Raw genomic sequence first — 25,444 nt, forward strand, 5'->3', positions numbered from 1 at the left:
AGAGAAGTCACGCCGTACGGTCGTGCACGCCTGTGCGAACACGTCCGCGAACAGCTACACGGACACACGTGCGGCCCCGGTTCATCCGTCCCCCCGCGACGGACGAACCGGGGCCGCACGACGTCAACGCCTGGCTCCGACGCCTGGCTTCAGCCCTTGACGCCTCAGCCCTTGACGCAGACGACCTGCTTCAACTCGGCCACCACCTCGACGAGGTCGGTCTGCTGGGCCATGACCTTCTCGATCGGCTTGTACGCGCCCGGGATCTCGTCGACGACGCCGGAGTCCTTACGGCACTCCACGCCCCGGGTCTGCTCCTCCAGGTCGCGGACGCCGAACTTGCGCTTCGCCGCCGAGCGCGACATCTTCCGACCCGCGCCGTGCGAGGCCGAGTTGAACGCATCCGCGTTCCCCAGGCCGCGCACGATGTAGGAGCCGGTGCCCATCGAGCCCGGGATGATGCCGTGGTCCCCCGCGCCCGCGCGGATCGCGCCCTTACGGGTGACCAGCAGGTCCTCGCCGTCGTAGCGCTCCTCCGCCACGTAGTTGTGGTGGCAGCTGATCACGTCGTCGAAGCCGACCTTGGCCTTGGGGAACTCGCGCCGGACGACGTCCTGGAAGAGCGCCATCATCACCGCACGGTTGCGCTTCGCGTACTCCTGCGCCCAGAACAGGTCGGACCGGTAGGCCTCCATCTGCGGCGTGGCCGCGATGAAGACCGCCAGGTCGCGGTCGACCAGGCCCTGGTTGTGCGGGAGCGAGCGGGCGACGTCCATGTGGTGCTCGGCGAGCTCCTTGCCGATGTTGCGCGAACCGGAGTGCAGCATCAGCCACACCGCACCGGACGTGTCCAGGCACACCTCGACGAAGTGGTTGCCCGAGCCGAGCGACCCCATCTGCTGCAGCGCACGCTCACGCCGCGCCTTGACCGCCGGGGTCAACTCGTCGAACCGGGACCAGAACTCGTCCCAGCCGCCCGAGGCGAAACCGTGGATCCGGGTCGGGTCGACCGGGTCCGAGTGCAGGCCACGGCCGACCGGGATGACCCGCTCGATGCGCGAACGCAGCCGGGACAGGTCGTCGGGCAGGTCGCGGGCGGTGAGCGTGGTCTTCACCGCGCTCATCCCGCAGCCGATGTCGACGCCGACCGCGGCGGGGCAGACGGCGCCCTTCATGGCGATCACGGAACCGACCGTGGCGCCCTTGCCCAGATGGACGTCGGGCATGACCGCGAGACCGTGGATCCACGGCAGCGAGGAGATGTTGCGCAGCTGCTGCAGCGCCTGACCCTCGACCGTCGCGGGGTCGGTCCACATGCGGATGGGCACGTTGATGCCCGGGTACTCGGTGTACGACATGGAAGTGTTCTCCTGGGAACAGGCTACAAGTCTGAGGACGGCAGGGCCCGTTCCCGAACGGCCCGGTACGGGGGCGCGGTCGGGACGGGCGGTGCCGTGGATCCGGGCGTGTCAGCCCGGGAAGCCGCAGGCGGTGGAGGGGCGTCGCCACAGGGAGGCGGCGGCGCTGATGTGGCGCCTGCGTCGCAACTCGACCCGCATCGGGACTGCCTCCTCTCACCACCTCGGGGACCGGCCTGTCACGTCCGGTCGCTGCGCCTATCAACCCATGATCCGGTCCTGGTCCGCAACGAATTAACGGCGTTCCGGAAAGCACCGCGGGACGCACAACGGCCCCCGCACACCACCGAGGTGGTGTGCGGGGGCCGTCGTGTGCCGCACTCCGCGGGGACGGTTCAGGTCGTGCGGGTCAGTGCATGACCACCGGGATCGCGTCCGCGCCGTCCTCGGCGCCCGCGCCGCTGGCGGCCACCGCGTGGTGGTCCGGGCGACCGGCGTTGACCAGGACGAAGACCAGGGCCGAGGCGACGAACATGATGCCCACCGCCCACCAGATCGCCACGGTGTAGCCGTGCACCTGCGCGAACGGGTTACGCGGGTCGGCCGTGTGGTGGGCGACCAGCCAGCTGGTGGTGGCGCTGGCGGCGATGGTGTTCAGCAGCGCGGTGCCGATCGAACCGCCGACCTGCTGCGAGGTGTTGATCATCGCCGAGGCCACACCCGCGTCCTGCGGCCGGATGCCGAGGGTCGACAGGTTCATGGCCGGCATGAACGAGGTGCCCATGCCGAGACCGAGCAGGAACTCGGCCGGGAGGATCAGCGTCCAGTAGTTGCTGTCGACCTTCATCTGAGTGAGCATCAGCATGCCCAGGGCGGCGACCAGCAGACCCGGGCCCATCAGCCAGCGGGCGGGGATGCGGGTCACCAGTCGGGTGCCGATCTGGGTCGAGCCGGTGATCATGCCGACCACCATCGGCAGGAACGCCACTCCGGTCATGACCGGCGAGTACTGCTTGATGCCCTGCAGGTAGTAGGTCATGAACAGGAAGAGGCCGAACATCCCGATGATCGCCAGGCCCAGGCCCAGGTAGGCGCCGCCGCGGTTGCGGTCCAGCACCACGCGGAGCGGCAGCAGCGGGGCCTTGATCCGTGACTCGACCAGGACGAACAGGGCCAGCAGCACCACGGAGGCCACGAAGAGGCCGATGGTGACGCTGGAGCCCCAGCCGGACTCCTCGGCCTTGGTGAAGCCGTAGACCAGGGCGACCAGACCGGAGGTGGCCAGCAGGACGCCGGGGATGTCCAGACGGCTGCGGTTGCGCTGGTCGGCGCGCTCCTCGATGAAGAGCGTCGCGCCGATCACGGCGATGATGGCGAAGATGATGTTGACGTAGAGCGCCCAGCGCCAGTTGAAGTACTGGGTCAGCGCGCCACCGAGGAGCAGACCGACGGCGCCGCCGGCACCGGCGATCGCACCGAAGATGCCGAAGGCGGTCGCCCGCTCCTTGGCCTCGGTGAAGGTCACCGCGAGCAGCGAGAGCGCGGCGGGCGCGAGCAGTGCGCCGAAGACGCCCTGGAGGGCGCGAGCGCCCAGCAGCATGGTCGAGTTGACCGCGGCGCCGCCGATGGCGGAGGCCAGTGCGAAGCCGATCAGGCCGACGATGAAGGCCTTCCTGCGCCCCCAGAGGTCCGCCACGCGACCGCCGAAGAGCAGCAGACCGCCGAAGGCCAGGCTGTAGGCGGTGATCACCCACTGCCGGTTGGCGTCGGAGATGTGCAGACTCTGCTGCGCGTGCGGCAGCGCGATGTTCACGACAGTGGCGTCGAGCACCACCATCAGCTGGGCGATGGCGATGAAGACCAGAGCTTTCCATCGCTTCGGGTCGAGCTGTGGCGTCGCCTGAGCGGCTGACGCGGGTGCTGCGGATTCAGACATGAGGGTATCCCCGTAGAAGGTGCGGCGGACGGTGCCGCCCTCGCCGCATTGCGGGCGCATGCGGACAACAGGAGGGCGTGCGAAGGTCAGGTGCTGACGGACCATGACGGTCGGTCAAATGAAATATCGTGAAATTTCGCGTGTCGGATCGCTCGGTCGATCAGCCGATCACTCGATCATTCAGTCGGTCGTTTCGGGGCGGAGGAGCCGCCGCGCAGGCTCGGCGTCATTGCCGACAACTGCGCTGCGCGGCCGAGAGAATGCACTCCCGACGCAGGTCCTCCAAGGTCAGGGCGCTGCCCGGCAGCGGCGTGTGCGCCGGAGCGCGCAGACCGTCGAGCAGCAACTGCAGATGGCGGTGGACGAAGGGCTGCATGCTGTTGTAGGCAGCGCCCGGGAACGGCCGAACCAGCTGGGCCACGGCCATCATCACGTCCGGACTGGTCACGTCGTCACGCAGGGTGCCGGCCGCCTGTGCCGCGTCGAGGATGCGCTGGACGGCAGCGTCCAACCGCTCCTTCGTCGCGAAGATCGCGGTCTCCTGCAGGTCCGTCCACTCGGAGAGCATCGGACACAGCGCGCCGATCTTCCAGTTGACGGAGTCGTGGACGAGGCGGCTCAACGCGTCGAACGCGTCCGCCTCCTCGGCGTAGGCCTGCTCCGCGACGACGATCGCCCGCTCCATCACTTCCAGCACCACGCCGTGCACGAGGCTGCGGCGGTCCTGGAAGTGGCGGTAGACGGTGGCGTTGCCGACGCCCGCCCGACGGGCGATGTCGTCGAGCGGCACGTCCGCGCCGAACTCGACGAAGGCGTCCTGCGCCGCGTCCAGGATCCGGGCCCGGTTACGCGCCGCGTCGGCGCGGCGGCGGAGGCCCACGGCAGGCTTGACGCCGCTCGACGGGCCGCCGACCGGCGATTCGCTGAGCTGAACCATGAGCGCTCCTTCCAGGTCTCGGAAACGGGGACGGGCTCCCCGGTTCCAGTGTCACTCACGTAAACGGGGACTCGCTCCCCGGAAATCCCGGATTCGAGTGTGACCTGGATCACAATTCTCTACGTGGAGGAATCCACACGCAGAGTAGGCGCGAGGGCGCGGTGCCTGGCACAACGCCGCAGCCCCCGCCGAGCCGGAGCGGGGCGGGGGCTGACGGGTCCGGTGTGGGTCAGGCCGGGATGACCGTCACCTCGCCGATCCCCAGGTCCTTCAGCGGACCGGCGATCACCGAGGCGTCGCCCACCAGCACGGCGACCAGCCGCTCGGGCGGGAAGCCCGCGACGACCGCGGCCGTCGCCTCCGCCGTCGTGGTCTCCGCGAGGCGGCGGTAGACCTCGGCCTGGTAGGCGTCGGGCAGCTCCTGCTCGACCTGGTCGGCCAGGGTGGCGCAGACCGCCGACGCGGTCTCGTAGCGGAGCGGCGCCACACCGACCAGGTTCTGCACGGCGATGTCGCGCTCCTCGTCGGTCAGCCCCTCCGCGGCCAGGGTGCGCAGGATCTGCCAGGTGTCGGCGAGCGCCGGGGCCGTGGACTCGGTGTCGACCGAGCCGGAGATCGCCAGCAGCGCCCGACCCTCCCCGTCCGCGCCGGAGCGCAGCGGCTGGGCGAAGGCCCGCACGCCGTAGGTGTAGCCCTTCTCCTCGCGCAGCACCCGGTCCAGACGGGAGGTCAGCGTGCCGCCCAGGCAGTAGGTGCCCAGGATCTGCGCCGCCCAGCTGTCGTCGTGGCGGTCGGGCCCGACCCGGCCGATCAGCAGCTGCGTCTGCACCGAGCCGGGACGGTCGACGACGACCACGCGGCCCGCGTCGTCGCCACGCACCGGCGCGGGACGGCGGCGCTCGCCGGGCTCGGCGGTCCACCGCCCCACCGTCGCGGCCAGCACCGCGTCCAGGTCCACACCGGAGAAGTCGCCCACCACGACGAGCGTCGCGGTCGACGGACGAACATGCTCGGCGTAGAACGAAGAAACGGCCGATCGATCGATCGTCTTGACCGTTTCCGCCGTGCCCGAGCGCGGACGCGACAGTCGGTCGCCGGCGTCGAACATCTCGCCGTAGAAGGCGATCGCGGCGCGACGCGCCGGGTTGGCCAGCTCGTGGACGATCTCGTCGAGGCGGTTGGCGACCAGCCGCTCGATCTCGTGCTCGGGGAAGGCCGGGACCCGGACCGCGTCCGCGAGCAGGCCGAGCCCGCGCTCCAGCCGGGAGGCCGGGACCTCCAGCGAGACCCGCAGCACGGTGTGGTCGGCGTGGGCGTCCAACGTCGCGCCCGCGCGCTCCAGTTCGGCGGCGAACTCCTCCGCCGTGAGCGACTCGGTGCCCTCGGAGAAGGCGCGCGCCAGGATGGTCGACACGCCCTCCTGCGCCTTCGGCTCGGCGTCCAGCGGCACGTCGAGGACCAGCTCGGCGGCGACCAGCGCCTGGCCGGGACGGTCGCAGCGCAGCACGGTCAGCCCGTTGGGCAGCGTGGACCGGGTCGGGGCCGGGAAGTTCCACGGCGTCGGCTGCCCCGGCTCGGGACGCGGGTGGAAGGTCATGGTGGAGGCGATGGTCATGCCTGCACCTCCTCGTCGTCGGCGGAGTCGGCGGTCTCGGCGGAGTCGGCGTCGGTGTCCTCGGTGGACACCAGCGGCTCGTAGGTCAGCACCGCGCGGTTGTCGGGCGTCAGGTACTTCTGCGCGACGGCCTGGACCTCGGCCGCGGTCACGTCCAACACCCGTGCCAGCGCGGTGTCCAGCAGCTTCGGGTCGCCGAACAGGACGGCGTAGCGGCACAATTCGTCGGCACGGCCGCCGACCGTGTCCAGCCGGTCCAGCCACTCGCGCTCGATCTGCGCCTGCGCGCGCTCCAGCTCCTCCGCCGTCGGGCCCTCGGCCGCGAAGCGGGCCAACTCGTCGTCGATCGCGGCCTCGACCGCCTCGACCGTCGCCTCGCCGGAGGTCTTGGCGTCCAGCCACCCCAGCGAGGGCGCGCCGGAGAGCCGCAGCAGGCCGAAGCCCGCGGTCACGGCCGACCGGTCGTGCCGGACCAGCCGGTTGTAGAGACGGCTGGACTCGCCCGAGCCCAGCACCGTCAGCGCCAGGTCGGCCGCGTCGGCCTCACGGGTGCCGTCGAGCGGCAGCGGGTACGCCTGCATCACGGCACGCGAGGGGACTTCGGCGACGACGTGCTCGCGCAGCGGCTCGGAGCCGTCGCGGACCACCGTGGTGCCGTCGCGCGGCGGGCGCTTGCCGTCGTGCGCCGGGATGGAGCCGAAGTACTTCTCCACCCAGGCCAGCGTCTGCTCCGGGTCGATGTCGCCGACCACCGAGAGCACCGCGTTGTTGGGCGCGTAGTAGGTGCGGAAGAAGTCCTGGGCGTCCGTCAGGGTGGCGGCGTCCAGGTCCTCCATCGAGCCGATGGGGGTGTGGTGGTACGGGTGGCCGTCCGGGAACGCCATCGCGGTCAGCCGCTCGAAGGCGGTGCCGTAGGGGACGTTGTCGTAGCGCTGACGGCGCTCGTTCTTGACCACGGCACGCTGGTTGTCCAGGCTCTCCTGGTCGAGCGCGGCGAGCAGGCTGCCCATCCGGTCCGCCTCCAGCCAGAGCGCCAGCTCCAACTGGTGGGCGGGCATGGTCTCGAAGTAGTTGGTGCGCTCGAAGCTGGTGGTGCCGTTGAGCGAGCCGCCCGCGCCCTGGACCAGCTCGAAGTGGCCGTTGCCGGGGACCTGCGCCGAGCCCTGGAACATCAGGTGCTCGAAGAGGTGCGCCAGACCCGTACGTCCGGGCACCTCGTGCCGGGAGCCCACGTCGTACCAGAGGCACACCGCGGCGACCGGTGTCAGGTGGTCCTCGGAGAGCACCACCCGCAGGCCGTTGGCCAACGTGTGCTCGCTGATGGTGAATCCTTGGGCCATCCGCGTCGTTCCTTCCGGTTGCTGCGCTGTTGCGGAACTGGTTGCGGCACTGCTGCCGCACAGTCGGTCTGCTGCACTTCTGTCGGTCGGGCCGGGGCCTGTCGTGCGTGCGGAGAACACCGCACGAAACACCGCACAAGTCCCGGGAAGCCCCATTGTGCTGCACCGGCAGGGGACGCGGTGGCCGGGTTTGTCAGCGGCCTGGTCCAGAATGGTCCCGACCGTGCCAGCCCATGCCGCCTCCAGGGACCCCTCCGGGACCCACCGGAGAGCGTGCATGCCGTCCGAGGGAGCGCCGCCGCGATGGCCCGCCGCAGTTCGCCGACCCCACCACCCGAGGATTTCGAGGAGCGCATCCTCGACATCGACGTGGTGGACGAGATGCAGAGCTCCTACCTGGAGTACGCCTACTCGGTCATCTACTCCCGGGCGATCCCCGACGCGCGGGACGGCCTCAAGCCGGTGCACCGACGCGTCCTCTACCAGGCCGACCAGATGGGCCTGCGTCCCGAGCGCGCCCACGTCAAGAGCGCCCGCGTGGTCGGCGAGGTGATGGGCCGGCTGCACCCCCACGGTGACACCGCCATCTACGACACGCTGGTCCGCATGGCACAGCCGTTCTCCATGCGGCTGCCGCTGATCGACGGCCACGGGAACTTCGGCTCCCTCGGCAACGACGACCCGCCGGCCGCCATGCGTTACACCGAGGCCCGGCTCACCAACGCCGCGATGGCGATGGTCGAGTCCATCGACGAGGACACCGTCGACTTCGCGCCCAACTACGACGGCAGCGAGCAGGAGCCGCAGGTCCTTCCGGCGGCCTTCCCGAACCTGCTGGTCAACGGCGTCTCCGGGATCGCCGTCGGCATGGCCACCAACATGCCGCCGCACAACCTGGGCGAGGTCGTGGCCGCCGCCCGCCACCTGATCCGGCATCCGAACGCCGACCTCGACGCGCTGATGCGCTTCATCCCCGGCCCCGACCTGCCGACCGGCGGTCTGGTGGTCGGCCTGGGCGGCATCCGAGACGCCTACGAGACCGGTCGCGGCACGTTCCGGATCCGCGCCAAGGTCACCGTCGAAGACGTCACCCCACGCCGCAAGGGCCTGGTCGTCACCGAGCTGCCGTTCACGGTCGGCCCGGAGAAGGTCATCGCCAAGATCAAGGACCTGGTCAACGCCAAGAAGATCCAGGGCATCGCCGACGTCAAGGACCTGACGGACCGCAACCACGGCCTGCGCCTGGTCATCGAGGTCAAGAACGGCTTCGTGCCGGAGGCGCTGCTGGAGCAGCTCTACAAGCTGACGCCGATGGAGGAGACCTTCGGCATCAACAACGTCGCCCTGGTCGACGGCCAGCCGCTGACGCTGGGGCTGAAGGAGCTGCTGGAGGTCTACGTCGACCACCGCTTCGAGGTGGTCCGGCGACGCTCCGACTTCCGTCGCCGCAAGCGTCAGGACCGGCTGCACCTGGTCGAGGGTCTGCTGGTCGCGCTGATCGACATCGACGAGGTCATCGCGATCATTCGATCGAGCGACAACGCCGCGCAGGCGAAGGATCGACTGATCGAGCGTTTCGGTCTGAGCGACACGCAGACCGCGTACATCCTCGACACCCCGCTGCGTCGCCTCACCCGCTTCGACCGGGTCGAGCTGGAGGCCGAGCAGGACAAGCTGCACGCCGAGATCGCCGAACTCACCGAGATCCTGGAGTCGGACTCGGTGCTGCGCAAGGTCGTCTCCGACGAACTGGCCGCCGTGTCCAAGAAGTTCGGCACCGAGCGCCGGACGGTGCTGCTGGAGGCCGGTTCGGTCGCCTCCGTCGCCGTCCCGCTGGAGGTCGCGGACGACCCGTGCCGGGTGCTGCTCTCCTCGACGGGCCTGCTGGCCCGCACCGCCGACACGGGCGCGGAGGGCGGTGACGCCGCGTCCGCGGAGCCGGTCGCTGACGACACCGGCAAGCGTGCCCGCCACGACGTGATCGTCTCCGCCGTCCCGGCCACCGCGCGCGGCCATATCGGCGTGGTCACGACCGCGGGCCGGGTGCTCCGGCTCCCGGTCATCGACCTGCCGCAGCTGCCACCGAGCGCCCACGCACCGGCGCTGGCGGGCGGCGCCAAGGCCGACGAGTTCCTCAAGCTCGACGCGGGCGAACTGGTCCTGGCGCTGACCACGCTGGACGAGTCCTCCCCCGGCCTCGCCCTCGGCACCGAGCAGGGCGTGGTCAAGCGCGTCGTGCCGGACTGGCCGGACAACAAGGACGAGTTCGAGGTCATCGCGCTCAAGGACGGCGACCGCGTCATCGGCGCCGTCGAACTGCGCACCGGCGAGGAGGACCTGGTCTTCGTCACCGCCGACGCCCAGCTGCTCCGCTACCCGGCCTCGCAGGTCCGCCCGCAGGGCCGCCCGGCGGGCGGCATGGCCGGCATCAAGCTCGCCGACGGCGTGAAGGCCCTCTCCTTCGCGGCGGTCGACCCGGCCGCCGACGCCCTGGTGGTCACCGTCGCGGGCGCGACGGACGCACTCGACGGCATGGGCCAGGGCACGGCCAAGGCCACGCCGTTCGAGCAGTACCCGCGCAAGGGACGCGCCACCGGCGGCGTTCGCTGCCAGCGCTTCCTCAAGGGTGAGGACCGCCTGGTCTTCGCCTGGGTCGGCCCCACGCCCGCCCGCGCCGCGACCGCCAACGGCTCCCCGGCCGAACTCCCGGGCCGCGACCCGCGTCGCGACGGCTCCGGCGTGCCGCTGGCCAAGGAGATCACCGCGGTGGCCGGTCCGGTGTGACCGGCTGAGGAGAGACCGGCTGAGGAGTGACCCGGTGGGGGTGTCGACGGCGGACTGCCGACGGCGCCCCCACCGGCGTCTGCGGCCTCAGCGCGGGTCGTTCACTCCCGTCGGCAACGACATGTAGAGGCGGGTTCCCTGCGGCCGGAAGCCGACCCGCTCGTAGACGCGACGGGAGCCGTCGCCGGAGTACTCCAGCCAGACCGACCCGGCGCCGCCGACGAAGGCGGCCCGCGCCAGCGCCTCCGTCACGGCTGCGGCGACACCCCGCCCCCGGTGGGCGGGCCGGGTGCCCACGCCCGCCAGTTCGGCGGTGCCCGCGGCCGGGGCGGAGCACTGCCCGCCGCCCGCGCAACTGCCGTCCGGGGCACGGACGAAGCGGACCGCACCGCCTCCCTCCTGGGTGCGGCGCAGGCGAGCCGTACCCTCGGGCGAGGCGGCGGACTCCCCGCCGAACGCCTCGGCGAGGGCGGCGGCCACGGCGAGGTAGTCCGCGTCCGAGACGGGCGTCTCGACCTTCGGTCCGGGGTTCCCGCGCTCCGACGGCGGCAGGGTGTCCGGCGTGCAGACCAGGTACGCGTGCCGCGCCTCGACGGCGAACCCAGCCGCCTGCAACGCGGATGCCACGGCGGGCGCGGCGTCGGGGGCGAACTCCAGCCGTGGCAGCAGCCCCCGTTCCCGGAACGCGCCGACCAACTGCCGGACGTCCGCGCCGGTCGGCGCGGCACCGGGCAGCGGGGTGGCGTAGTTGACGTAGGGGCTGGTGGTGGCCGGGTCGATCCCGATCACGAACCTGCCCGTCTCCACGACCTCGGGACGGCGGCGGAGATGGGCGACGGCAAAGCTCTGGACGTCGATGTCCACGGTGATGACGACCTCACGTGAGTGCGCATGCGCGCGAAAAGGCGCATGACTGTGCGCACGACGGCGCGAAACAGGTTGCGGTGTCGTGGGGCCGCACGGACGGGGCAGGTCGCACGGACGCGTGAAACGCGGCGCGGGTGCTCAGCCCCGACGGCGGCCGCTGCGGGTCGCCGGGATCATTGGCGTCAGTCCTCTGTCGTCGTTCTGCTGCGCCGGCTCCGGCGGCAGCACCCGGGCATGCTACCGCTGGACCTGGGCAAGCGGGTTGGGCAGCGGGACGTAGGTGGAGTCGCCGCCGTCCGCGTCGAGCCAGCGCAGCAGCAGGTTGGTCTTCGCCGGGATGTGCGGGACACCGATGAAGTCGCGGTACTCGGACAGGATCTGACATGCCGTGGGCCACAGCTCAGCAGCGAGCTGGGGGTGACGGGCGGTGATCGCCCCGGCCATCTCCATCAGGTTGTTGACGACCAGGCAGTACAGCAGCCGGTCCCTGCCGTACTCCGGGCTCACCCCCGGGTTGGGGACGCCCGGGCCGAAGCGGGTCAGCCGGGAAGCGTGGCGGTCGGTGGTGAGCTTGACGCCTTCGTGGTCCCGGAAGAGCACCTGGCCCGGGAGCCCGGCCGCGTCCACGGCGACCAGGACGTTCTGCAAGTGGCACTCCAACACGACGCCGTGGTCGCGCAGTGCGTCCAGCGCCGGTGGGGCCAGGAGCTCGACATAGCGGCGCCACCAGGCGAACGCCTGCTCTGCGGTGAGCCGGTCGAGCGGATTGCCGTCGAAGCCCTCGCTCACGCCCGCCGCGAGCAGCGGCGTCAGTCCGGGCGCGACGCGGTGGGCGAAACCCTCGCGCTGCAGGACCGCGTAGGCCTCCCAGCCGTCCTCACCGTGCCCGGCGAGCGTGCGGTAGCCCTGGTCGGCGAAGACCAGCGACGAGAGCGCGGGCGGCAGCGCCGCCAACACCTCGTCCACCGGCTGCAACCAGCGCAGGTCACGCAGCCAGAGGCGGCGGATGTCATTGGTGATCCGCACCTCCAGGCTGAACTTCAGCGCGAGGTCGGCGTCGGGCAGGTAGACCGTGCGGAGCGAGGACGTCGCCCAGGCCTGCTCCTCGGTCCGGCCGAGGTCGCGGATCCGTCCGTCAGCCAGGGCGGTCAGCGTCTGCGGAGCCAACGTCGGGTGGCTGCGCAGGAGTTCGAGCTGCCACGGATGAGCGGGCAGCACCCGGTAGCCGGGGGGCGCGGCGTCGCCCCAGAGCGCGTCGATCGCGCCGCTCACGCCCTCCCCGCCGAGGAGGTCCTCGCGCACCCCGAGCAGGGTCAGCGGATACCGGGCACCCGCCTCCGCCGCGTACGGCAGCCAGCTCTGCGGAACTGTGCCGCCACGGGTCTTGGGCGCGGGGTGGTAGCGGTGCCCGGCCAACAGCGCCTGCTCGGAGCGGAGATAGAGATCCGCGACGGCCTTCTCGTCCCGAGCCGCGGCCTCGGCGCGCGCCGCGAGCAGCGCCGCCACGACATCGCGGCTGTCGCGCATCTCCGCGCCGAGGGTGGCGTTGTCCACGCCGGTCCGGGCGCGTGCCTCCTCCTCGGCCAGCACGACCAGGGCGTCGAACCCGTCGAGGATCAGACCGTCCACGGCGAGCGGCGGCTGCGGCCAGCGTCCCGCGCCCGTGGTGAGCGTGCGGCCGGTCCCGGTCAGCCGGTAGCCGGACGCGGCCCCCGAGCGGGGCTCGGTCAGCTCCCTGACCAGGCAGTTGAGCAGCGAGGTGGCCGCCGTCGCCTCCTCCGGACGCCAGCCCTGCCAACCGTCGCCGTCGGCGTACCCGTCCATGCCTGCCTCCGCACCCCGTGCCCGTACCCGTGCCCGCACCCGTCTGCCCGGTCCACCCGTCAGGGCGGTTTGTCCCATCGGTGACGGCAGAGAATGATCTGTCCAGACGCATCCTCTCCCAATCCGGGGTACCTCACCTTCATGCACGCAACAGACAGTCCGGTGCTGCGTCCCGCCGAGGCCGTGTTCGCGGCCGAGCTGCACCGGGTCCGCCCGGAGTTGGACGCGGGCTTCGCCGCCGAGCTCCCGGGTGCCCGCGCGGCCGTGCTCGCCCGACTGTGGCGGGCCCTGCGACTGGAACCACTGCCGCTCTCAGCCGCCGACCGGGCCCGGCTGTCCGGTCCCGACCGGCGCGCGTACGACATCGGCGCGCCGGATCCCGGTTACGCGGTCCGGCTGGGCGCGACCGCGTACACGCACCCGGCCGCCCTGCTGGAGGCGCTGCGGCTGCCGGGCTCGGACACACTGCTCGGCGAGATCGAGCACAGCGTCGTGTCATTGGCGCTCTCCCGCGCGGGCGCACGGGCACGGAGTGAACGGAAACCGGTCGGACTGATCGATTCGACCGATTCGATCGATCTCGCCGCCGCCGAACTGATCACCGCTGAGCGTTCGATCGTCGACGGTCATCCGTACCATCCGTGCTGCCGCAGCAGGCCCGGCTTCTCCGTCGCCGACCAGCTCGCCTACGCGCCGGAGCACGGCGCCGACATCGAGCTGGAACTGATCGCGGTCCCGGAACGGGATGCGCTGCTGACCGGCGCCTGGCCCGAAGCCCTGCGCGATCGCGCCTCCGGCACGCTCCTGCTTCCCGCCCACCCCTGGCAGGCCCGCACGGTACTTCCTCCGCTCGGCTTCGCCCCGAGCGGTCGCCGCCTGACCGCCGCACCGCTGATGTCCGTCCGCACCCTCGCACCGCTCGCCACCACGGGCCCGCACCTCAAGACCTCGCTGTCGCTGCGCATGACCTCCTCGATCCGCGACATCTCCGGCGGGTCGGTCCGCAACGCGCTCGCCGTCTCCGGCCTGCTCGACGCCGTGGTCGGCCGACTCGACGGCAGCCTGCGGATCACCCGCAACCTGGCGTCCTGCGCCGCCCTGGTGGACGCCGAGCCCAGCCCCGACCTCGCGGTGATCGTCCGCCAGCCCCCGACCGAGGGTCTGCGCGAAGGCGAACGGGTGCTGCCGCTGGCCGCGTTGGCGGAGCGTCCGCCGACCGGTCTCAGCGCGGCCCGGTGGCTGACCGCCTTCGCACGGCTCGCCTGGCCCGCGCTGCTCCGACTGCTGGACTGGGGCGTCGCGTTGGAGGCGCACGGCCAGAACCTGCTCGTGGTGCTGGACCCGGCCGACCGGCCCGTGCGGCTGGTCTACCGGGACCTTGCCGACATCCGGGTCAGCCCGGCCCGCCTCGCCCGCGCCGGGATCGACCACCCGCCGGTCACCGGCCATGTGGTCAGCGACGATCCCGTGGTACTGCACCGCAAGCTGTTCGGCTCGCTGGTCGGCGGGGCGTTCGGCGGCCTGGTGTCCGGCTTCGGTGGCGGGGACCGGTCGATGGAGGCCCGGCTCTGGCAGACGGTCGCCGCCGAGGCCCGGGCGGCCGCGGCGCAGGTGCTGCACGACCCCGCCGACCGCGACGCCCTGCTGCACGAGCCGCTGCCGCTCAAGGCGCTCACGCTGATGCGGCTCGACGGCACGGCCCCGGGCGACCGGTGGACCACCGCGGACAACCCACTCGTCCCTCCCGATGGACAGCCACAGGCCTGGTAAGGCTAACCTTGCCTCCGTGAGCATGTGTACGACCGCGTCCAGAGAGCTGACCGAGCCCCTGGCCGGCACCGCGCCCCGGGCCACCGCCTGGCTGCTGATCGAGCAGTCGGGCCCGTGGGGACCCCGCGCGCTCACCGAGAGCCACTTCCACCCGGAGCTCGGCCGCGACCTGCTGCAGCTGACCAAGGGCACCGGCGTCGAGATCGCCCTGATCCGCCGCCCGGGACGCCACGCCGACTGCCCGCCGTCCAAGGCCCACACGGTCTTCCTCGCCCACACCGCCCCTGGTGGCTCCTGGGTCCGCGAGGCCCACCTCGACGACCCGCACGCGCTGCGCGACCTCGACTTCGCCGCCGTGGGCGCGGGTGAGCACGGCGACTTCGGCACCGCGTACGAGGGCGACCCGCTCGCCCTCGTCTGCACCAACGGGCGCCGCGACCGCTGCTGCGCGCTCCTCGGCCGCCCGCTCGCGGCCGAGTTGGCCGCCTCCGGCCACGCCCAGGTCTGGGAGGTCACCCACCTGGGCGGCCACCGCTTCTCCCCCACCATGCTGGTGCTGCCCTACGGCTACACCTACGGCCGCCTTTCCCCGCACACGGCGAAGGAGGTGCTGGAGGCGACCCACTCCGGCACGGTCGTCGCCGAGTGGTGCCGCGGCCGTTCCTTCTGGGAACGGCCCAGTCAGGCGGCGGAGCTGGCTGTTCGTCAGGACTTCGGCGTCGAAGCCGTCGACGCGCTGACGGTCGTCCAGCAGCCGGTCGCCGACGGCGAGGTCGCGGACGCGTGGACGGTCCGCATCACCCACGTCGACGGCCGCGCCTGGGACGCCCTCGTCCACCGCGTGGCCTCCGAACCGGCCCGGCCCGAGAGCTGCCTCAAGTCTCCGACGAACCCGGACCGCTTCGACGTGGTCAGCCTGACGCCAGTGCGCTGAGGTCTTGCTGCGCCGACTGCCGTCAAGGAACGCGGCCGGCTGCCGGGCCTACCAGGTGACGGGGAGTCGGGTGACTCCGTAGACGGACATCTGCTGACGGAAGGCGACGTCCTCGAAGGGGATGGCGAGGTTCAGCCCGGGGAGGCGTCGCAGCAGCGCGGGAATCGCCACCTGCAGTTCCATCCGGGCCAGGTTCTGCCCCAGGCACTGGTGGACACCGAAGCCGAACGCCAGGTGGGCGCGCGCGTTGTGGGTGAGGTCGAGAACGTCTGCTCGGTCGGGCAGGAGGGCCGTGTCGCGGTTGCCCGCCGGGAGACTGACGATGATGCCGTCGCCGGCACGGACGTCCTCTCCCCCGATGGTGAGGTCCTCGGTGGCGACCCGGACGACGACGTTCTCGACCACGGACAGGTAGCGCAGCAGCTCTTCGACAGCCCGCGCGATGACGGCCGGGTCTTCCGCGTCGCGCAGGACGGCGAGCTGTTCGGGATGACGGAGCAGGGCCAGGGTGCCCAGAGCGATGGTGTTGGCGGTCGTCTCGTGCCCGGCGATGAGCATGAGCAGGGCCATGGAGGTCAGCTGCCGGCGGGTGAGTTCGCCGGTGTCGACGCGTTCGGCAAGGAGTCGGCTGAGCAGGTCGTCGCCAGGGGCGGTCGCCTTCTTGGCGATGAGCTCGTGCAGGTATTCGACGAAGACCTCGCTGGCACTCCTGACCTGTTCGGCGGGCAGCGACATGTCGAGGAGCATGTTGCTGCTGTGCTGGAAGAAGCCGTGGTCCTCGTAGGGGACACCGAGCAGGACGGCGATGACCCGGGAGGGCACGGGCAGGGCGAAGTCGCTGACCAGGTCTGCCGGTGGCCCCTTGACGATCATCTCGTCGAGTGCCTCGTCGACGAGCAGCTGGACCTGGGGGCGGAGTGCCGCGGCGTGTCTGGCGGTGAAGTCCGCAGTGAGCATGCGGCGTTGCCGGGCGTGCTCGGGGTCGTCCAGGCGGACGAAGGGCGGCTCCTCGTCGGGTCGGTGCTGGGCGGCCGGGGAGAGGCGGGGCATGCCTGCGTTGCGGCCGTCCGCACTGATGCGCGGGTCACTCAGGACGGCCCGGATGTCTTCGAACCGGGTCACCACCCAGGCGCTGGAGCCATTCCACAAGGTGGCACGCTGCAGTCCCTCGCGCCGCTGCCAGTCCCGGTAGTCCGTGGGCGGGTCGAAGGGGCAGGCGGAGGGGCGGGCCTGAGGGAAGTGGGGGTGCACGGTGGCGCTGTCATGCGGGGCGGTCATGGGTCCTCCGTTCATCGGGCGGGCGTCCGTGCGGGAACGGCGTCGGCCCATTCGGTGCGGCGGGTCAGTGCGGTGCGCCACGGCCGGATCGCCTTGAAGGGCATGTTGATCGAGAGCACGCCGGACAGACGACGGCCCCGGCGGTAGCCGATCAGCGCCCGGCCGTCGGCCAGGTCGCCGTCGAGGAGCGCGGTCTCCTCGTGTCCCCGCAGGTAGCCGTAGGACTGGATCTTCAGGTGGTACTGGTCGGTCCAGAAGTAGGGCACCGGGGTGAACGGGCGAGGGGACGCGGGGTACAGGATGTTGTGGGCAACGGAGATGCCCTGCTCGGACGCGGTCGCGCGGTGTTCGACCCGCATGGCGCAGCCGAAGAGCCCGTTGTACCAGCGCGCGACGTCGCCGACCGCGTGGACGCCCGGCGCGCACCGGCTGTAGGCGTCGCACACCACGCCGTCGCTGACGTCCAGTCCGCTTCCCCGCAGCCAGTCGGTGTTGGGCAGGGTGCCCGTGGCGACCAGCACGTCGTCGGCGGGCAGCTGCCGCCCGTCGTCCAGCCGAACACCGGTAACGGCGCCGCCGGAGGTGTCGAGGGCTACGGCTCTCACTCCGGTGTGGATGCGCACGCCGTTGCTGAGGTGCAGCTCGGCGAGGAACCGGCCCGCGTCCTCACCGATGCTGCGCGCCAGCGGCACGGGCTCCGGTTCCACCAGGGCGACATCGACGCCGCGCTGCCGAGCGGCTGCGGCGACCTCGGTGCCCACGAATCCGCCGCCGACGACGACCAGGCGGCGGCCGGGCTGCAGCCGGTCCCGCAGTGTGAGGGCGTCCTCCACGGTGCGCAGGACGTGCACGCCGGCCGTGTTCTCGCCGCCGGGGAACGGACGGGGCCGTACGCCGGTGGCGATGACCAGTGCGTCGTACCGTACGGCACTGCCGTCGGCGAGGGTGACGGTGCCGAGACGCGGGTCGAGGGAGGTGGCGGCGACACCGAGACGGAGGTCGAGGCCAAGTGCGCCGATGTCCGACTCCGAGCGCAGCAGCAGCTGTTCGGGTTCCCACTGGCCGGTCAGGAGCTGTTTGGACAGCGGAGGCCGGTCGTACGGCAGGTGGAGTTCGTCGCCGATGAGGGTGATGTGTCCGGCGAAGCCCTGCTGACGCAGCGAGTCGGCCGTGGCGAGTCCGCCGGCGGCGGCTCCGACCACGACGACCCGGTTCATTCGTCTTCCAGGCGGATGGCCGCGGCGGGGCAGACGGTGACCGCTTCCCGTACCTCGTCGCGCTTCCCGGGCGACGGCGAGGCGTCGAGCAGGAAGGCGATGCCGTCCTCGTCCCGCTGGTCGAAGACGTCCGGGGCGACCAGGACGCACTGTCCGCTGGCCACGCACTTGTGCTCGTCGATGTGGACGTTCATGGGCAGGTCCTCTTCCGCTTGTTGCGTGGGGTCCGCAATTCATGAGGTGCCTCATGAATCTAACATAAAATGTGGTACCTCATGAATGCGGGAGTGACGCCCCGGGCGCCAAGATCTCAGTCGGCCGGGCGAGTGGCGAGGAGCGTCATGGTCGCCTCCCACAACTCCCGCTGCACGCGCGGGCTCCGGCCAGGCTCGGGGCACTCCAGCGGGCGGGCGTCGCGCACCGAGAAGTAGCCACCGCTGGTGCTCGCGAACGCCGGGTCGCTGGCGAGCCGCACGATGATGCCGGCGCCCTTGCGAGGATCGCCGATCCCGAGGGTGTTCAGCACGCGCTGCAGAACCGCAGAGCCGGGCAGGTCCCGCCCCAGGCCGGTGGCGTTGAAGCCGGGGTCGCAGCAGTTCACGGTGACCTGCTCCGGATCCAGGCGGCGGGCGAGTTCCTGGGTCCACATGATGGTCATCATCTTGGTGCGCCCGTACAGGGACATCGACTCGCGGCGGGTGTAGGGGTCGATGCGGCGAAGGTCCTCGGCCGGAGAAATGGCCTTCGCCTGTCGGGAGGCTTCGGAGGCGACGTTGACGATCCGCGCCGGTGCGGAGGCACCGAGCTTCTCCCGCAGCGCCTCGGTCAACACGAACGGGCCGAGGTAGTTCACAGCCGTCATCTCCGCAAACCCCTCGGCGGTGACGCGTTGGGCGAAGGCGTGCAGGCCGGCGTTGTTGACCAGGACGTCCAGGCGCGGATAGGACGCGGCGATCTCCTCCCCCACGCTGCGTGCGTCGGAGATCAGGCCGAGGTCGGCGCGGAAGATGTCGACGGGCTCGTCGGTCACCGCCTTCAGGTCCGCGACAAGGGCTTCCGCCCTGCTGCGGGAGCGGGCCACGGCGCCGATGCGGTAGCCCTGGCGGGCCAGCTCGAACGCGGCGACGCGGCCCAGGCCGGAGGTGGCTCCGGTGATCACGGCGACGGGACGGTTCATCTCACGACTCTTTTCATGAGGCACCTCACGAATATGGTTTGTGCGAGGATACCCGAACCATGGACCAGCGCGAAGCAACGACCTCGGCCAGCACTCCGGAGCAGGTGGGACTGTCCTTCCTGGCCCTCGCCCACAGCCTGCGCCAACAGGTCGACCAGCACATGACGTCGACCGCCGGCCTGTCCCTGTCCCGCACCAAGGTCCTCCAGACGCTGGCCGGCCGCGGCGCACTCCACCAAGCCGAGCTGGCCGCCGCCCTCGACCAGGCGCCGCGATCCGTCACCCAGATCGTGGAAGGCCTTGAGCGCCTCGGCATGGTCGCCCGGACCAGCGACCCCGAGGACCGCCGCCGCAAGACCGTCTCCCTGACGAGTGCGGGCCGAACAACGCTTGCGGCCGCGGAACAAGCGGGAACGCACGCACTCCGCCGATGCTTCGGCTCGCTCGAACCACAACAGCTCTCAACGTTCGACGCGCTGCTCGCGCACCTCGACAACGTCCTCACGGGCAACAGCGCCGACTGAAACAGCCTCAGGCCGTCGCGCGGTAGCGGTGCTCAGGACGGCCCGTGGTGCCGTAGCGCAGCTCAAGGCGGGCCAGGCCCTCCTTGACCAGGTACGACAGGTACCGCTGCGCCGTCGCCCGGGACACCCCGGTCAGCTCCGCGACCTCCGCCGCGGAAAGGTCCCGCCGCGCCGTCCGCATCGCGTCGCGGACCAGGGCGAGGGTCGGCGCGGAGTGGCCCTTGGCCGGGACGGACGGGAGCGGCGCTGAGCGGCCGACGCTGAAGAGGGCGTCCACGTCCGCCTGGTCCGTCTCACCAGCGTCGCCCAGAGCCGCCATCCGCTGCCGCAGCTCGGCATAGGCCGCCAACCGCTGCTCGAGCGCGGCAAAGCCGAACGGCTTGACCAGGTATCCGACCGCCCCGAGCTGCATCGCCTCGCGCACCGAGCTGACGTCGCGGGCCGCCGTGATCATGATCGCGTCCGGACGTCCGTACCGCGCGTCCGCGTCAGCCCCGCCCGCCCCGGCCGCCTCGGACGCCTCGACGCTGCCGAGCTCCGCCGTCGGCACGGGAACCGGCGTCGCCGCCAGCTGCCGCAGCACGTCCAGGCCCGTGCCGTCCGGCAGGTAGACGTCGAGCAGCAGCAGGTCCGGGCGCAGGCCCGGGACCGCGTCCAGCGCCGCCGCGACCGTGGCGACCTGGCCGACCACCTCGAAGCCCGGCACCTTGGCGACGTACGCCGCATGGATGCCGCTCACCCGGAAGTCGTCGTCCACGACGAGGGTTCTGATCACCAGCGAGTCCCTCCTCCGTCGAGCACCTCGAGCGCGTCGAACGTGTCGAACGCGAGCACCGGCGGTGCCGCGGTGAAGACGGCCCCGAGCGGGGCCGGGTCGTTGTCGGGCAGCGGCAGCACGACGGTGAAGACCGCGCCCGGTCCGCTGCTCACGTCGATCGTCCCACCGTGGCGGGTGACCAGGCGATGCACCATCGCCAGGCCGAGGCCGCGTCGCGCGGTCCCCCGGTCGGGGCGGGTCGAGAAACCGTCCTCGAAGATGTGCGCGAGGGCGTCCTCCGGCACGCCGGGCCCGGAGTCGGCGACGCGGACCTTGATCGCCTTCTCCGTCTCCGCGAGCAGCAGCCGGACCTTCGCCGGATGGCTTCCGGCCGCCGCGTCGACCGCGTTGTCGAGCAGGTTGCCGACGACCGTCAGCAGTCGGCGCAGATGGCCGGGGTCGGTGCCCAGCTTGGACGCGGGGTCGAGGACAATCTCGACGCCGCGTTCGGCGGCGACGGTGCACTTGGCCACGAGCAGGCCGACCATCAGCGAGTTTCCGATCCGCTCGCGGACCTCCTCGGCCCGGGAGCGGTCGGCCGAGGCCAGCTCGACGGCGTAGTCGAGCGCCTCCTGCTGTTCGCCCAGCTCAAGCAGCCCGGCCAGGGTGTGCATCCGGTTGGCGAACTCGTGCTGCTGAGCGCGGAGCGCGTCGGTCAGGCCGCGGACCGAGTCGAGCTCGCGCAGCATGCCGACCAGCTCGGTGCGGTCGCGGACCGTCACCACCGCGCCGAGTGCGCGGCCGTGCAGCACCACGGGCATCCGGTTGACGGCCAGGCAGTGGCTGTCGGTGAGGACGTGGATCTCATCCGGTCCGAGGTCCCCGGCCAGCGACCGGCGCAGTCTGCCGTCGGGGAGCAGGTCCTCCAGCCGTGAGCCGAGCGCTGTGCCGAGGCCGAGCAGCCGTCGGGCCTCGTCGTTGACGACGCTGACCCGGCCGCTCGGGTCGAAGGCGAGCACGCCCTCGCGGATGCCGTGCAGCATCGCCTCGCGGTCCTGGAGCAGCCCGGCGATCTCCTCCAGCTCCAGCCCGAAGGTGCTGCGCTTGAGCCGCCAGGCCAGGACGTAGGAGGCGAGCACGCCGACGCCGAGCGCGGCGCCGATGTAGAGCGCGAAGATGGAGAGCTCGCTGATCAGCTGCTTGACGACCTGGTCGTCGGCGATGCCGACCGAGACCTCGCCGATGATGCGGCGACCCGTGCTGTCCTTGAGGGGCACCAGCGCGTTGGCGGACCGGCCGGTGGACCCGGGGTCGATCCGGAAGTGGGTCTGCCCGTCCAGCGCGACGATGGGCTCGGTGACCCGTTGTCCGATCAGCGTCGGGAACGGGTGCGAGTGACGTACACCCTTGCGGTCGATCACGACGACGAAGCTGGCGCCGGAGGCGAGCGCGATCCGCTGGGCGACCTGCTGGACCACGCCGTCCGGTCCGCCGTGCGGGTCGCCCGCGCTCATGGCCGCCACGATCTGCGGATCACTGGCGGCGATGTCGGCGATCGACGCGGCCCGGTGCTCGCTCAGTGAGTCGATCTCGTCACGCTGCGCGAAGCCCAGCAGAACGAATCCGATGACGCTGGTCACCGCCAGGATCAGCAACGAGCCGACCAGGATGCGGGTGGAGAGCCTGCGCCGTGCGAACAAGTCGGCCTCCACCGGGTGATCAAGGGGCGAAAGCCCCGTTGCCACGCCCGCGTCCCGGCGATTGTGCCTGGTGAGGAGGGTTTTGCCTACCCCTGTCTCACTGCGCAGAATGAGCAGAACATCGAGAAATGCGGGAAACGGCGAAAGGCCTCCCACACCGCACCCGAGGACTACGCTGGGAATCAGCCCCCGGGCGCGCCTCCCCCGTCGCGCCCGGGGGTCCTGCGTTTTCCGCTTCGGGGCCCGGCCGTTCCCGCCCAGGTCGGGGCGGTGTCGGCCCGGCTACGCCGCCCCCGCTACGCCGCCCCGGCGCCGGTGAGCGCGCGCACCTCCAGCTCGGCGTAGGCGTCGGGATCGGCGTGCCCGCGCGAGGTGACCGTGCCGAGCCAGCCGAAGAGGAAGCCGCACGGCACCGAGACCAGTCCGGGGTTCTGCAGCGGGAACCAGTCGAAGTGCGCGGAGGGGAAGATCGCCGCCGCACTGCCCGAGACCACCGGCGAGATGACCACCAGCGCCAGGCACGGGACCAGCCCGCCGTAGATCGCCCAGGTCGCGCCGCGCGTGGTGAACCGGTGCCAGAAGAGGTTGAAGAGCAGCGCCGGCAGGTTGGCCGAGGCGGCCACCGCGAAGGCGATGCCGACCAGCACGGCGACGTTCAGCTTCTGTGCGTACAGGCTGAGGACGATGGCGACCGCACCGATGACGACCGCGGCGATCCGGGCGACGACGACCTCCTGGCGCTCGCTCGGCTGCGGCTCACCGGGGTGCCGGAAGGCGCGCGCCCACAGGTCATGGGCGAACGACGCCGAGGACGCCAGGGTCAGTCCGGCGACCACCGCGAGGATGGTCGCGAAGGCGACGGCCGAGGTCAGCGCGAAGAGAACCGTTCCTCCCATGGCGTCGGCGAGTTGCGGGACCGCCGTGTTCCCGGCGGCGTTCGCGCCGCGCAGCGCGGGACCGCCGATCACCGCGGCGGCGCCGAGGCCGAGCACGATGGTCATCAGGTAGAAGCTGCCGACCAGACCGATCGCCCAGATCGCGGAACGCCGGGCGGCGCGCGCCGTCGGGACCGTGTAGAAGCGGGCCAGGATGTGCGGCAGCCCGCCCGTGCCCAGGACCAGGGCCAGGCCGAGACTGATGAAGTCGAGCTGGTCGGTGAGGCTGTGGCCGAAGTGCAGGCCCGGCAGGAGGTACGCGCTGCCCTGGCCGCTGCCGTGCGCGGCGGAGCGCATCAGCGTGCCGAGGTCGCCGTGGAAGCGGACCAGCACCAGCACCGTCAGCAGAAGCGTTCCGCCAAGCAGCAGCACGCACTTGACGATCTGGATCCAGGTGGTGGCCTTCATCCCGCCGACGGTCACGTAGACCACCATCAGGACCCCGATCCCGACGATCGACCAGTCCCTGGACGCCGAGGAGTGCAGGTGCAGCAGCAGCGCGACCAGGCTGCCGGCCCCGACCATCTGACCGAGCAGGTAGAAGAGCGAGACCACGATCGACGAGATCCCCGCCGCCGCTCGGACCGGCCGTTGCCGCATCCGCAGCGAGAGCACGTCCGCCAGCGTGTACCGGCCGCAGTTCCGGACCAGCTCGGCGACCAGCATCAGCACCACGAGCCAGGCGACCAGAAAGCCGATCGTGTAGAGCAGGCCGTCGTAGCCGTAGAGCGCGATCAGGCCGGTCACGCCGAGGAAGGAGGCCGCCGACATGTAGTCGCCACTGATGGCGAAACCGTTCTGCAGAGGGCTGAACTCCCGTCCCCCGGCGTAGAAGTCCTCCGCGGCACGGCTGCGGCGACCGGCCCAGAGGGTGATGCCCAACGTCACCAGGACGACGAGCACGAAGAGACCTGCGGCCATGGTCAATCCCCCTTCGGAGGACGCGGGCACGCCGCCGGCGCGGTGGGTCGCGTCACCGGAGTCGGTCCTGGGTCTCCCAGCGCAGGCCGAGCGCGGCACGATCACGGTGGTCGCGGGCGTGCCGGGCGTAGAGCCAGGTGAGCAGGAAGGTGCTGACGAACTGGAGCAGCCCCAGCAGCCAGGCGGTGTTGAGCGGCCCGGCGATCGGACGGGCCATCAGCTGCGGTGCGGTGACCGCCAGTACGACGTAGAGCAGGTACCAGAGCAGGAACGAGAGCGTCGCGGGGAAGACGAAGCGACGGTACCGGCTGCGGATCGCCTGGAACTCGGCGCTTTCGTGGACGGCCCGGTAGACGGCGGCGGCCTGGTCCCGGCTCGGGGCATCGGCGCCGGCAGGCTCGGCGGACCCCAACGTCTCGGCGGACTCGACAGGTTGGGCCCAGGCGGCGCGCTCGGCGCGGGCGTCGTGCGCCTGCCGCGCCTGTTGCCTGCCCAGGGCCTCGGGCGTGGCCGCCCACCAGTCGAAACCGGCTGGTCGTTGCTCCTGCTCGGATGCTTCGGGCGGCTCTTCGGGAGGGGCAGGCTCCTGCCCCAGGTCGGGCGCGACGCGCTCGGCGTCGTCCGTCGTGGCAGCCGGATCGGCACGATCGGCTTGTGCGGCCGACTCACGTTCGGCCAGTTCTTGAGGACTCACGCCACAAGAATGGGCAGCCGAACGCGGTTGCGTGGTCCGGTGTACGGACGTTCACCCCATCAGGTGATGAAGCCCGTGTTCGTATGCGTAACCCACCGCCTGGGCCCGGTCGCGGACACCGGTCTTGGCGAAGAGGTTGTTGATGTGCGTCTTCACGGTCGCCATGCTGACGAACAGTCGGGCCGCGATCTCGGCGTTGGAGAGCCCGGCCGCGATCAGCCCCAGCACCTCCGCCTCACGCGCCGTCAGCCCGTCCGGGAGCGGGGCCGGTTGCGCGCCGGGCTGCACCCGCGACGATGCCGCCGGTGTCGACGGCGCGGGTGTCCCGGGCGCCGGTGTTGATGCCGCGGTCGACGGCGGCGTCGACGCCGCGTCAGCAGACGCTGCGTCAGGATCCTTGGGAGCAGATGGATCAGCAGGGACGGCAGCGCCCGGCGTGGAGAGGCGCTCCAGCAACCTGGCCTGGATCTGCGGCGACAGACCCGCCGCCCCCGAACGGACGTCCTTGATCGCGCGGGCGATCTCCTCGCTGCCCGCGTCCTTCGTCAGGTACCCCCGCGCACCGGCCTGGAGCGCCGGGAAGAGCGAGTCGTCGTCCGCGTACGTGGTCAGCACGATCACCGCCGTCTGCGGATGCTCGGCCCGGATCCGGCGGGTGGCCTCGACCCCGTCCATCCGCGGCATCCGCAGGTCCATCAGCACGACCTCGGGGGCGTGCTCCGCCACCAGGGCGACCGCCTCCTCACCGTCGGCTGCCGCTGCCACCACGTCGATCCCGGGCAGCAGACCCAGCAGCATGACGATGCCCTCGCGCACGACCTGCTGGTCGTCCGCGACCACGACCCTGACCGGCTGACTCTCCATCTGGCCCATCGT

General features: G+C 71.5%; 20 protein-coding genes. 4 read left to right on the top strand and 16 right to left on the bottom strand.

Features of this window, described 5'->3' with window-relative positions; translation table 11 throughout:
• Nucleotides 1-164: 164 nt before the first annotated feature.
• The 5 genes from I2501_RS26420 to I2501_RS26440 form a co-directional block, all read right to left on the bottom strand.
• The gene (locus tag I2501_RS26420) at nucleotides 165-1,358 is read right to left on the bottom strand and encodes an RtcB family protein (protein ID WP_196196731.1); all 1,194 of its coding nucleotides are present in this window, start codon (nucleotides 1,356-1,358) and stop codon (nucleotides 165-167) included.
• A 409-nt stretch (nucleotides 1,359-1,767) separates the two neighbouring features.
• Nucleotides 1,768-3,294 carry an MFS transporter gene (locus tag I2501_RS26425; RefSeq protein WP_196196732.1) on the bottom strand — a complete coding sequence of 509 codons (1,527 nt, stop codon included), beginning with the start codon at nucleotides 3,292-3,294 and terminating at the stop codon, nucleotides 1,768-1,770.
• 226 nt (nucleotides 3,295-3,520) lie between these two features.
• Nucleotides 3,521-4,231 (bottom strand): TetR/AcrR family transcriptional regulator, encoded by a 711-nt coding sequence (locus tag I2501_RS26430; RefSeq protein WP_196196733.1) that lies wholly within the window; start codon nucleotides 4,229-4,231, stop codon nucleotides 3,521-3,523.
• 229 nt (nucleotides 4,232-4,460) lie between these two features.
• Entirely contained in the window at nucleotides 4,461-5,846 is a 1,386-nt protein-coding gene (locus tag I2501_RS26435; RefSeq protein WP_196196734.1) for a M16 family metallopeptidase, read from the bottom strand.
• Nucleotides 5,843-7,186, bottom strand: a complete 1,344-nt coding sequence (locus I2501_RS26440; RefSeq protein ID WP_196196735.1) for a M16 family metallopeptidase — start codon at nucleotides 7,184-7,186, stop codon at nucleotides 5,843-5,845. The genes I2501_RS26435 and I2501_RS26440 overlap by 4 nt, the downstream gene beginning before the upstream one ends.
• A gap of 303 nt (nucleotides 7,187-7,489) precedes the next feature.
• On the opposite strand from I2501_RS26440, the gene I2501_RS26445 reads away from it, so the two are divergent.
• Nucleotides 7,490-9,970: a DNA gyrase/topoisomerase IV subunit A gene (locus I2501_RS26445; RefSeq protein WP_196196736.1), complete on the top strand. Its 2,481-nt coding sequence runs from the start codon at nucleotides 7,490-7,492 to the stop codon at nucleotides 9,968-9,970.
• An 87-nt stretch (nucleotides 9,971-10,057) separates the two neighbouring features.
• On the opposite strand, the gene I2501_RS26450 is transcribed toward I2501_RS26445, so the two are convergent.
• Together I2501_RS26450 and I2501_RS26455 are read right to left on the bottom strand one after the other, a co-directional pair.
• The gene (locus I2501_RS26450; RefSeq protein ID WP_196196737.1) at nucleotides 10,058-10,834 is read right to left on the bottom strand and encodes a GNAT family N-acetyltransferase; all 777 of its coding nucleotides are present in this window, start codon (nucleotides 10,832-10,834) and stop codon (nucleotides 10,058-10,060) included.
• Between the two features lie 240 nt (nucleotides 10,835-11,074).
• Entirely contained in the window at nucleotides 11,075-12,661 is a 1,587-nt protein-coding gene (locus I2501_RS26455) for an IucA/IucC family protein (RefSeq protein ID WP_196196738.1), read from the bottom strand.
• 141 nt (nucleotides 12,662-12,802) lie between these two features.
• Between I2501_RS26455 and I2501_RS26460 the strand changes: the two genes are divergently transcribed.
• Nucleotides 12,803-14,431, top strand: coding sequence for an IucA/IucC family protein (locus I2501_RS26460; RefSeq protein WP_196196739.1), 1,629 nt, complete (start codon nucleotides 12,803-12,805; stop codon nucleotides 14,429-14,431).
• Nucleotides 14,432-14,447: 16 nt separating this feature from the next.
• Entirely contained in the window at nucleotides 14,448-15,365 is a 918-nt protein-coding gene (locus I2501_RS26465; RefSeq protein ID WP_196196740.1) for a sucrase ferredoxin, read from the top strand.
• 48 nt (nucleotides 15,366-15,413) lie between these two features.
• Here I2501_RS26465 and I2501_RS26470 read toward each other — a convergent pair whose 3' ends face one another.
• From I2501_RS26470 to I2501_RS26485, 4 genes are all read right to left on the bottom strand, one after another.
• The gene (locus I2501_RS26470) at nucleotides 15,414-16,643 is read right to left on the bottom strand and encodes a cytochrome P450 (RefSeq protein ID WP_196196741.1); all 1,230 of its coding nucleotides are present in this window, start codon (nucleotides 16,641-16,643) and stop codon (nucleotides 15,414-15,416) included.
• Between the two features lie 11 nt (nucleotides 16,644-16,654).
• Nucleotides 16,655-17,860: an NAD(P)/FAD-dependent oxidoreductase gene (locus I2501_RS26475; RefSeq protein ID WP_196196742.1), complete on the bottom strand. Its 1,206-nt coding sequence runs from the start codon at nucleotides 17,858-17,860 to the stop codon at nucleotides 16,655-16,657.
• Nucleotides 17,857-18,054, bottom strand: a complete 198-nt coding sequence (locus tag I2501_RS26480; RefSeq protein WP_196196743.1) for a ferredoxin — start codon at nucleotides 18,052-18,054, stop codon at nucleotides 17,857-17,859. Before I2501_RS26480 ends, I2501_RS26475 begins: the two co-directional genes overlap by 4 nt.
• Nucleotides 18,055-18,170: 116 nt before the next feature.
• Nucleotides 18,171-19,037 (bottom strand): SDR family NAD(P)-dependent oxidoreductase, encoded by an 867-nt coding sequence (locus I2501_RS26485; protein ID WP_215910020.1) that lies wholly within the window; start codon nucleotides 19,035-19,037, stop codon nucleotides 18,171-18,173.
• A gap of 59 nt (nucleotides 19,038-19,096) precedes the next feature.
• Here I2501_RS26485 and I2501_RS26490 point away from each other — a divergent pair, with 59 nt between their 5' ends.
• Nucleotides 19,097-19,561: a MarR family winged helix-turn-helix transcriptional regulator gene (locus I2501_RS26490; protein WP_215910021.1), complete on the top strand. Its 465-nt coding sequence runs from the start codon at nucleotides 19,097-19,099 to the stop codon at nucleotides 19,559-19,561.
• 7 nt (nucleotides 19,562-19,568) lie between these two features.
• Here the strand turns inward: I2501_RS26490 and I2501_RS26495 are convergent, their stop codons facing one another.
• The 5 genes from I2501_RS26495 to I2501_RS26515 all read right to left on the bottom strand — a co-directional run bounded on the left by I2501_RS26495 (nucleotide 19,569) and on the right by I2501_RS26515 (nucleotide 25,432).
• A complete protein-coding gene (locus I2501_RS26495; protein ID WP_196196744.1) occupies nucleotides 19,569-20,336 on the bottom strand; it encodes a response regulator in 768 nt (255 codons plus the stop codon).
• Nucleotides 20,333-22,030, bottom strand: coding sequence for a sensor histidine kinase (locus tag I2501_RS26500; protein ID WP_328806646.1), 1,698 nt, complete (start codon nucleotides 22,028-22,030; stop codon nucleotides 20,333-20,335). Before I2501_RS26500 ends, I2501_RS26495 begins: the two co-directional genes overlap by 4 nt.
• Nucleotides 22,031-22,314: 284 nt before the next feature.
• A complete protein-coding gene (locus I2501_RS26505) occupies nucleotides 22,315-23,874 on the bottom strand; it encodes a solute symporter family protein (protein WP_196196745.1) in 1,560 nt (519 codons plus the stop codon).
• 52 nt (nucleotides 23,875-23,926) lie between these two features.
• Entirely contained in the window at nucleotides 23,927-24,568 is a 642-nt protein-coding gene (locus tag I2501_RS26510; RefSeq protein ID WP_408022789.1) for a DUF485 domain-containing protein, read from the bottom strand.
• Between the two features lie 51 nt (nucleotides 24,569-24,619).
• Complete coding sequence (locus tag I2501_RS26515; RefSeq protein WP_196196746.1) at nucleotides 24,620-25,432, bottom strand: response regulator transcription factor; 813 nt, start codon at nucleotides 25,430-25,432, stop codon at nucleotides 24,620-24,622.
• Nucleotides 25,433-25,444 lie beyond the last annotated feature (12 nt).

Source organism: Streptacidiphilus fuscans, assembly GCF_015690355.1.
GTDB classification, from domain to species: Bacteria; Actinomycetota; Actinomycetes; order Streptomycetales; family Streptomycetaceae; genus Streptacidiphilus; species Streptacidiphilus fuscans.

What these genes read in the sequence shown, in the direction of transcription:
- I2501_RS26480 (WP_196196743.1), bottom strand. Translation starts at nt 18,054, where the DNA reads ATGAACGTCCACATCGACGAGCACAAGTGCGTGGCCAGCGGACAGTGC.
- I2501_RS26505 (WP_196196745.1), bottom strand. Translation starts at nt 23,874, where the DNA reads ATGGCCGCAGGTCTCTTCGTGCTCGTCGTCCTGGTGACGTTGGGCATC.
- I2501_RS26435 (WP_196196734.1), bottom strand. Translation starts at nt 5,846, where the DNA reads ATGACCATCGCCTCCACCATGACCTTCCACCCGCGTCCCGAGCCGGGG.
- I2501_RS26455 (WP_196196738.1), bottom strand. Translation starts at nt 12,661, where the DNA reads ATGGACGGGTACGCCGACGGCGACGGTTGGCAGGGCTGGCGTCCGGAG.
- I2501_RS26420 (WP_196196731.1), bottom strand. Translation starts at nt 1,358, where the DNA reads ATGTCGTACACCGAGTACCCGGGCATCAACGTGCCCATCCGCATGTGG.
- I2501_RS26430 (WP_196196733.1), bottom strand. Translation starts at nt 4,231, where the DNA reads ATGGTTCAGCTCAGCGAATCGCCGGTCGGCGGCCCGTCGAGCGGCGTC.
- I2501_RS26445 (WP_196196736.1), top strand. Translation starts at nt 7,490, where the DNA reads ATGGCCCGCCGCAGTTCGCCGACCCCACCACCCGAGGATTTCGAGGAG.
- I2501_RS26470 (WP_196196741.1), bottom strand. Translation starts at nt 16,643, where the DNA reads ATGACCGCCCCGCATGACAGCGCCACCGTGCACCCCCACTTCCCTCAG.
- I2501_RS26425 (WP_196196732.1), bottom strand. Translation starts at nt 3,294, where the DNA reads ATGTCTGAATCCGCAGCACCCGCGTCAGCCGCTCAGGCGACGCCACAG.
- I2501_RS26460 (WP_196196739.1), top strand. Translation starts at nt 12,803, where the DNA reads ATGCACGCAACAGACAGTCCGGTGCTGCGTCCCGCCGAGGCCGTGTTC.
- I2501_RS26515 (WP_196196746.1), bottom strand. Translation starts at nt 25,432, where the DNA reads ATGGAGAGTCAGCCGGTCAGGGTCGTGGTCGCGGACGACCAGCAGGTC.
- I2501_RS26475 (WP_196196742.1), bottom strand. Translation starts at nt 17,860, where the DNA reads ATGAACCGGGTCGTCGTGGTCGGAGCCGCCGCCGGCGGACTCGCCACG.
- I2501_RS26490 (WP_215910021.1), top strand. Translation starts at nt 19,097, where the DNA reads ATGGACCAGCGCGAAGCAACGACCTCGGCCAGCACTCCGGAGCAGGTG.
- I2501_RS26440 (WP_196196735.1), bottom strand. Translation starts at nt 7,186, where the DNA reads ATGGCCCAAGGATTCACCATCAGCGAGCACACGTTGGCCAACGGCCTG.
- I2501_RS26485 (WP_215910020.1), bottom strand. Translation starts at nt 19,037, where the DNA reads ATGAACCGTCCCGTCGCCGTGATCACCGGAGCCACCTCCGGCCTGGGC.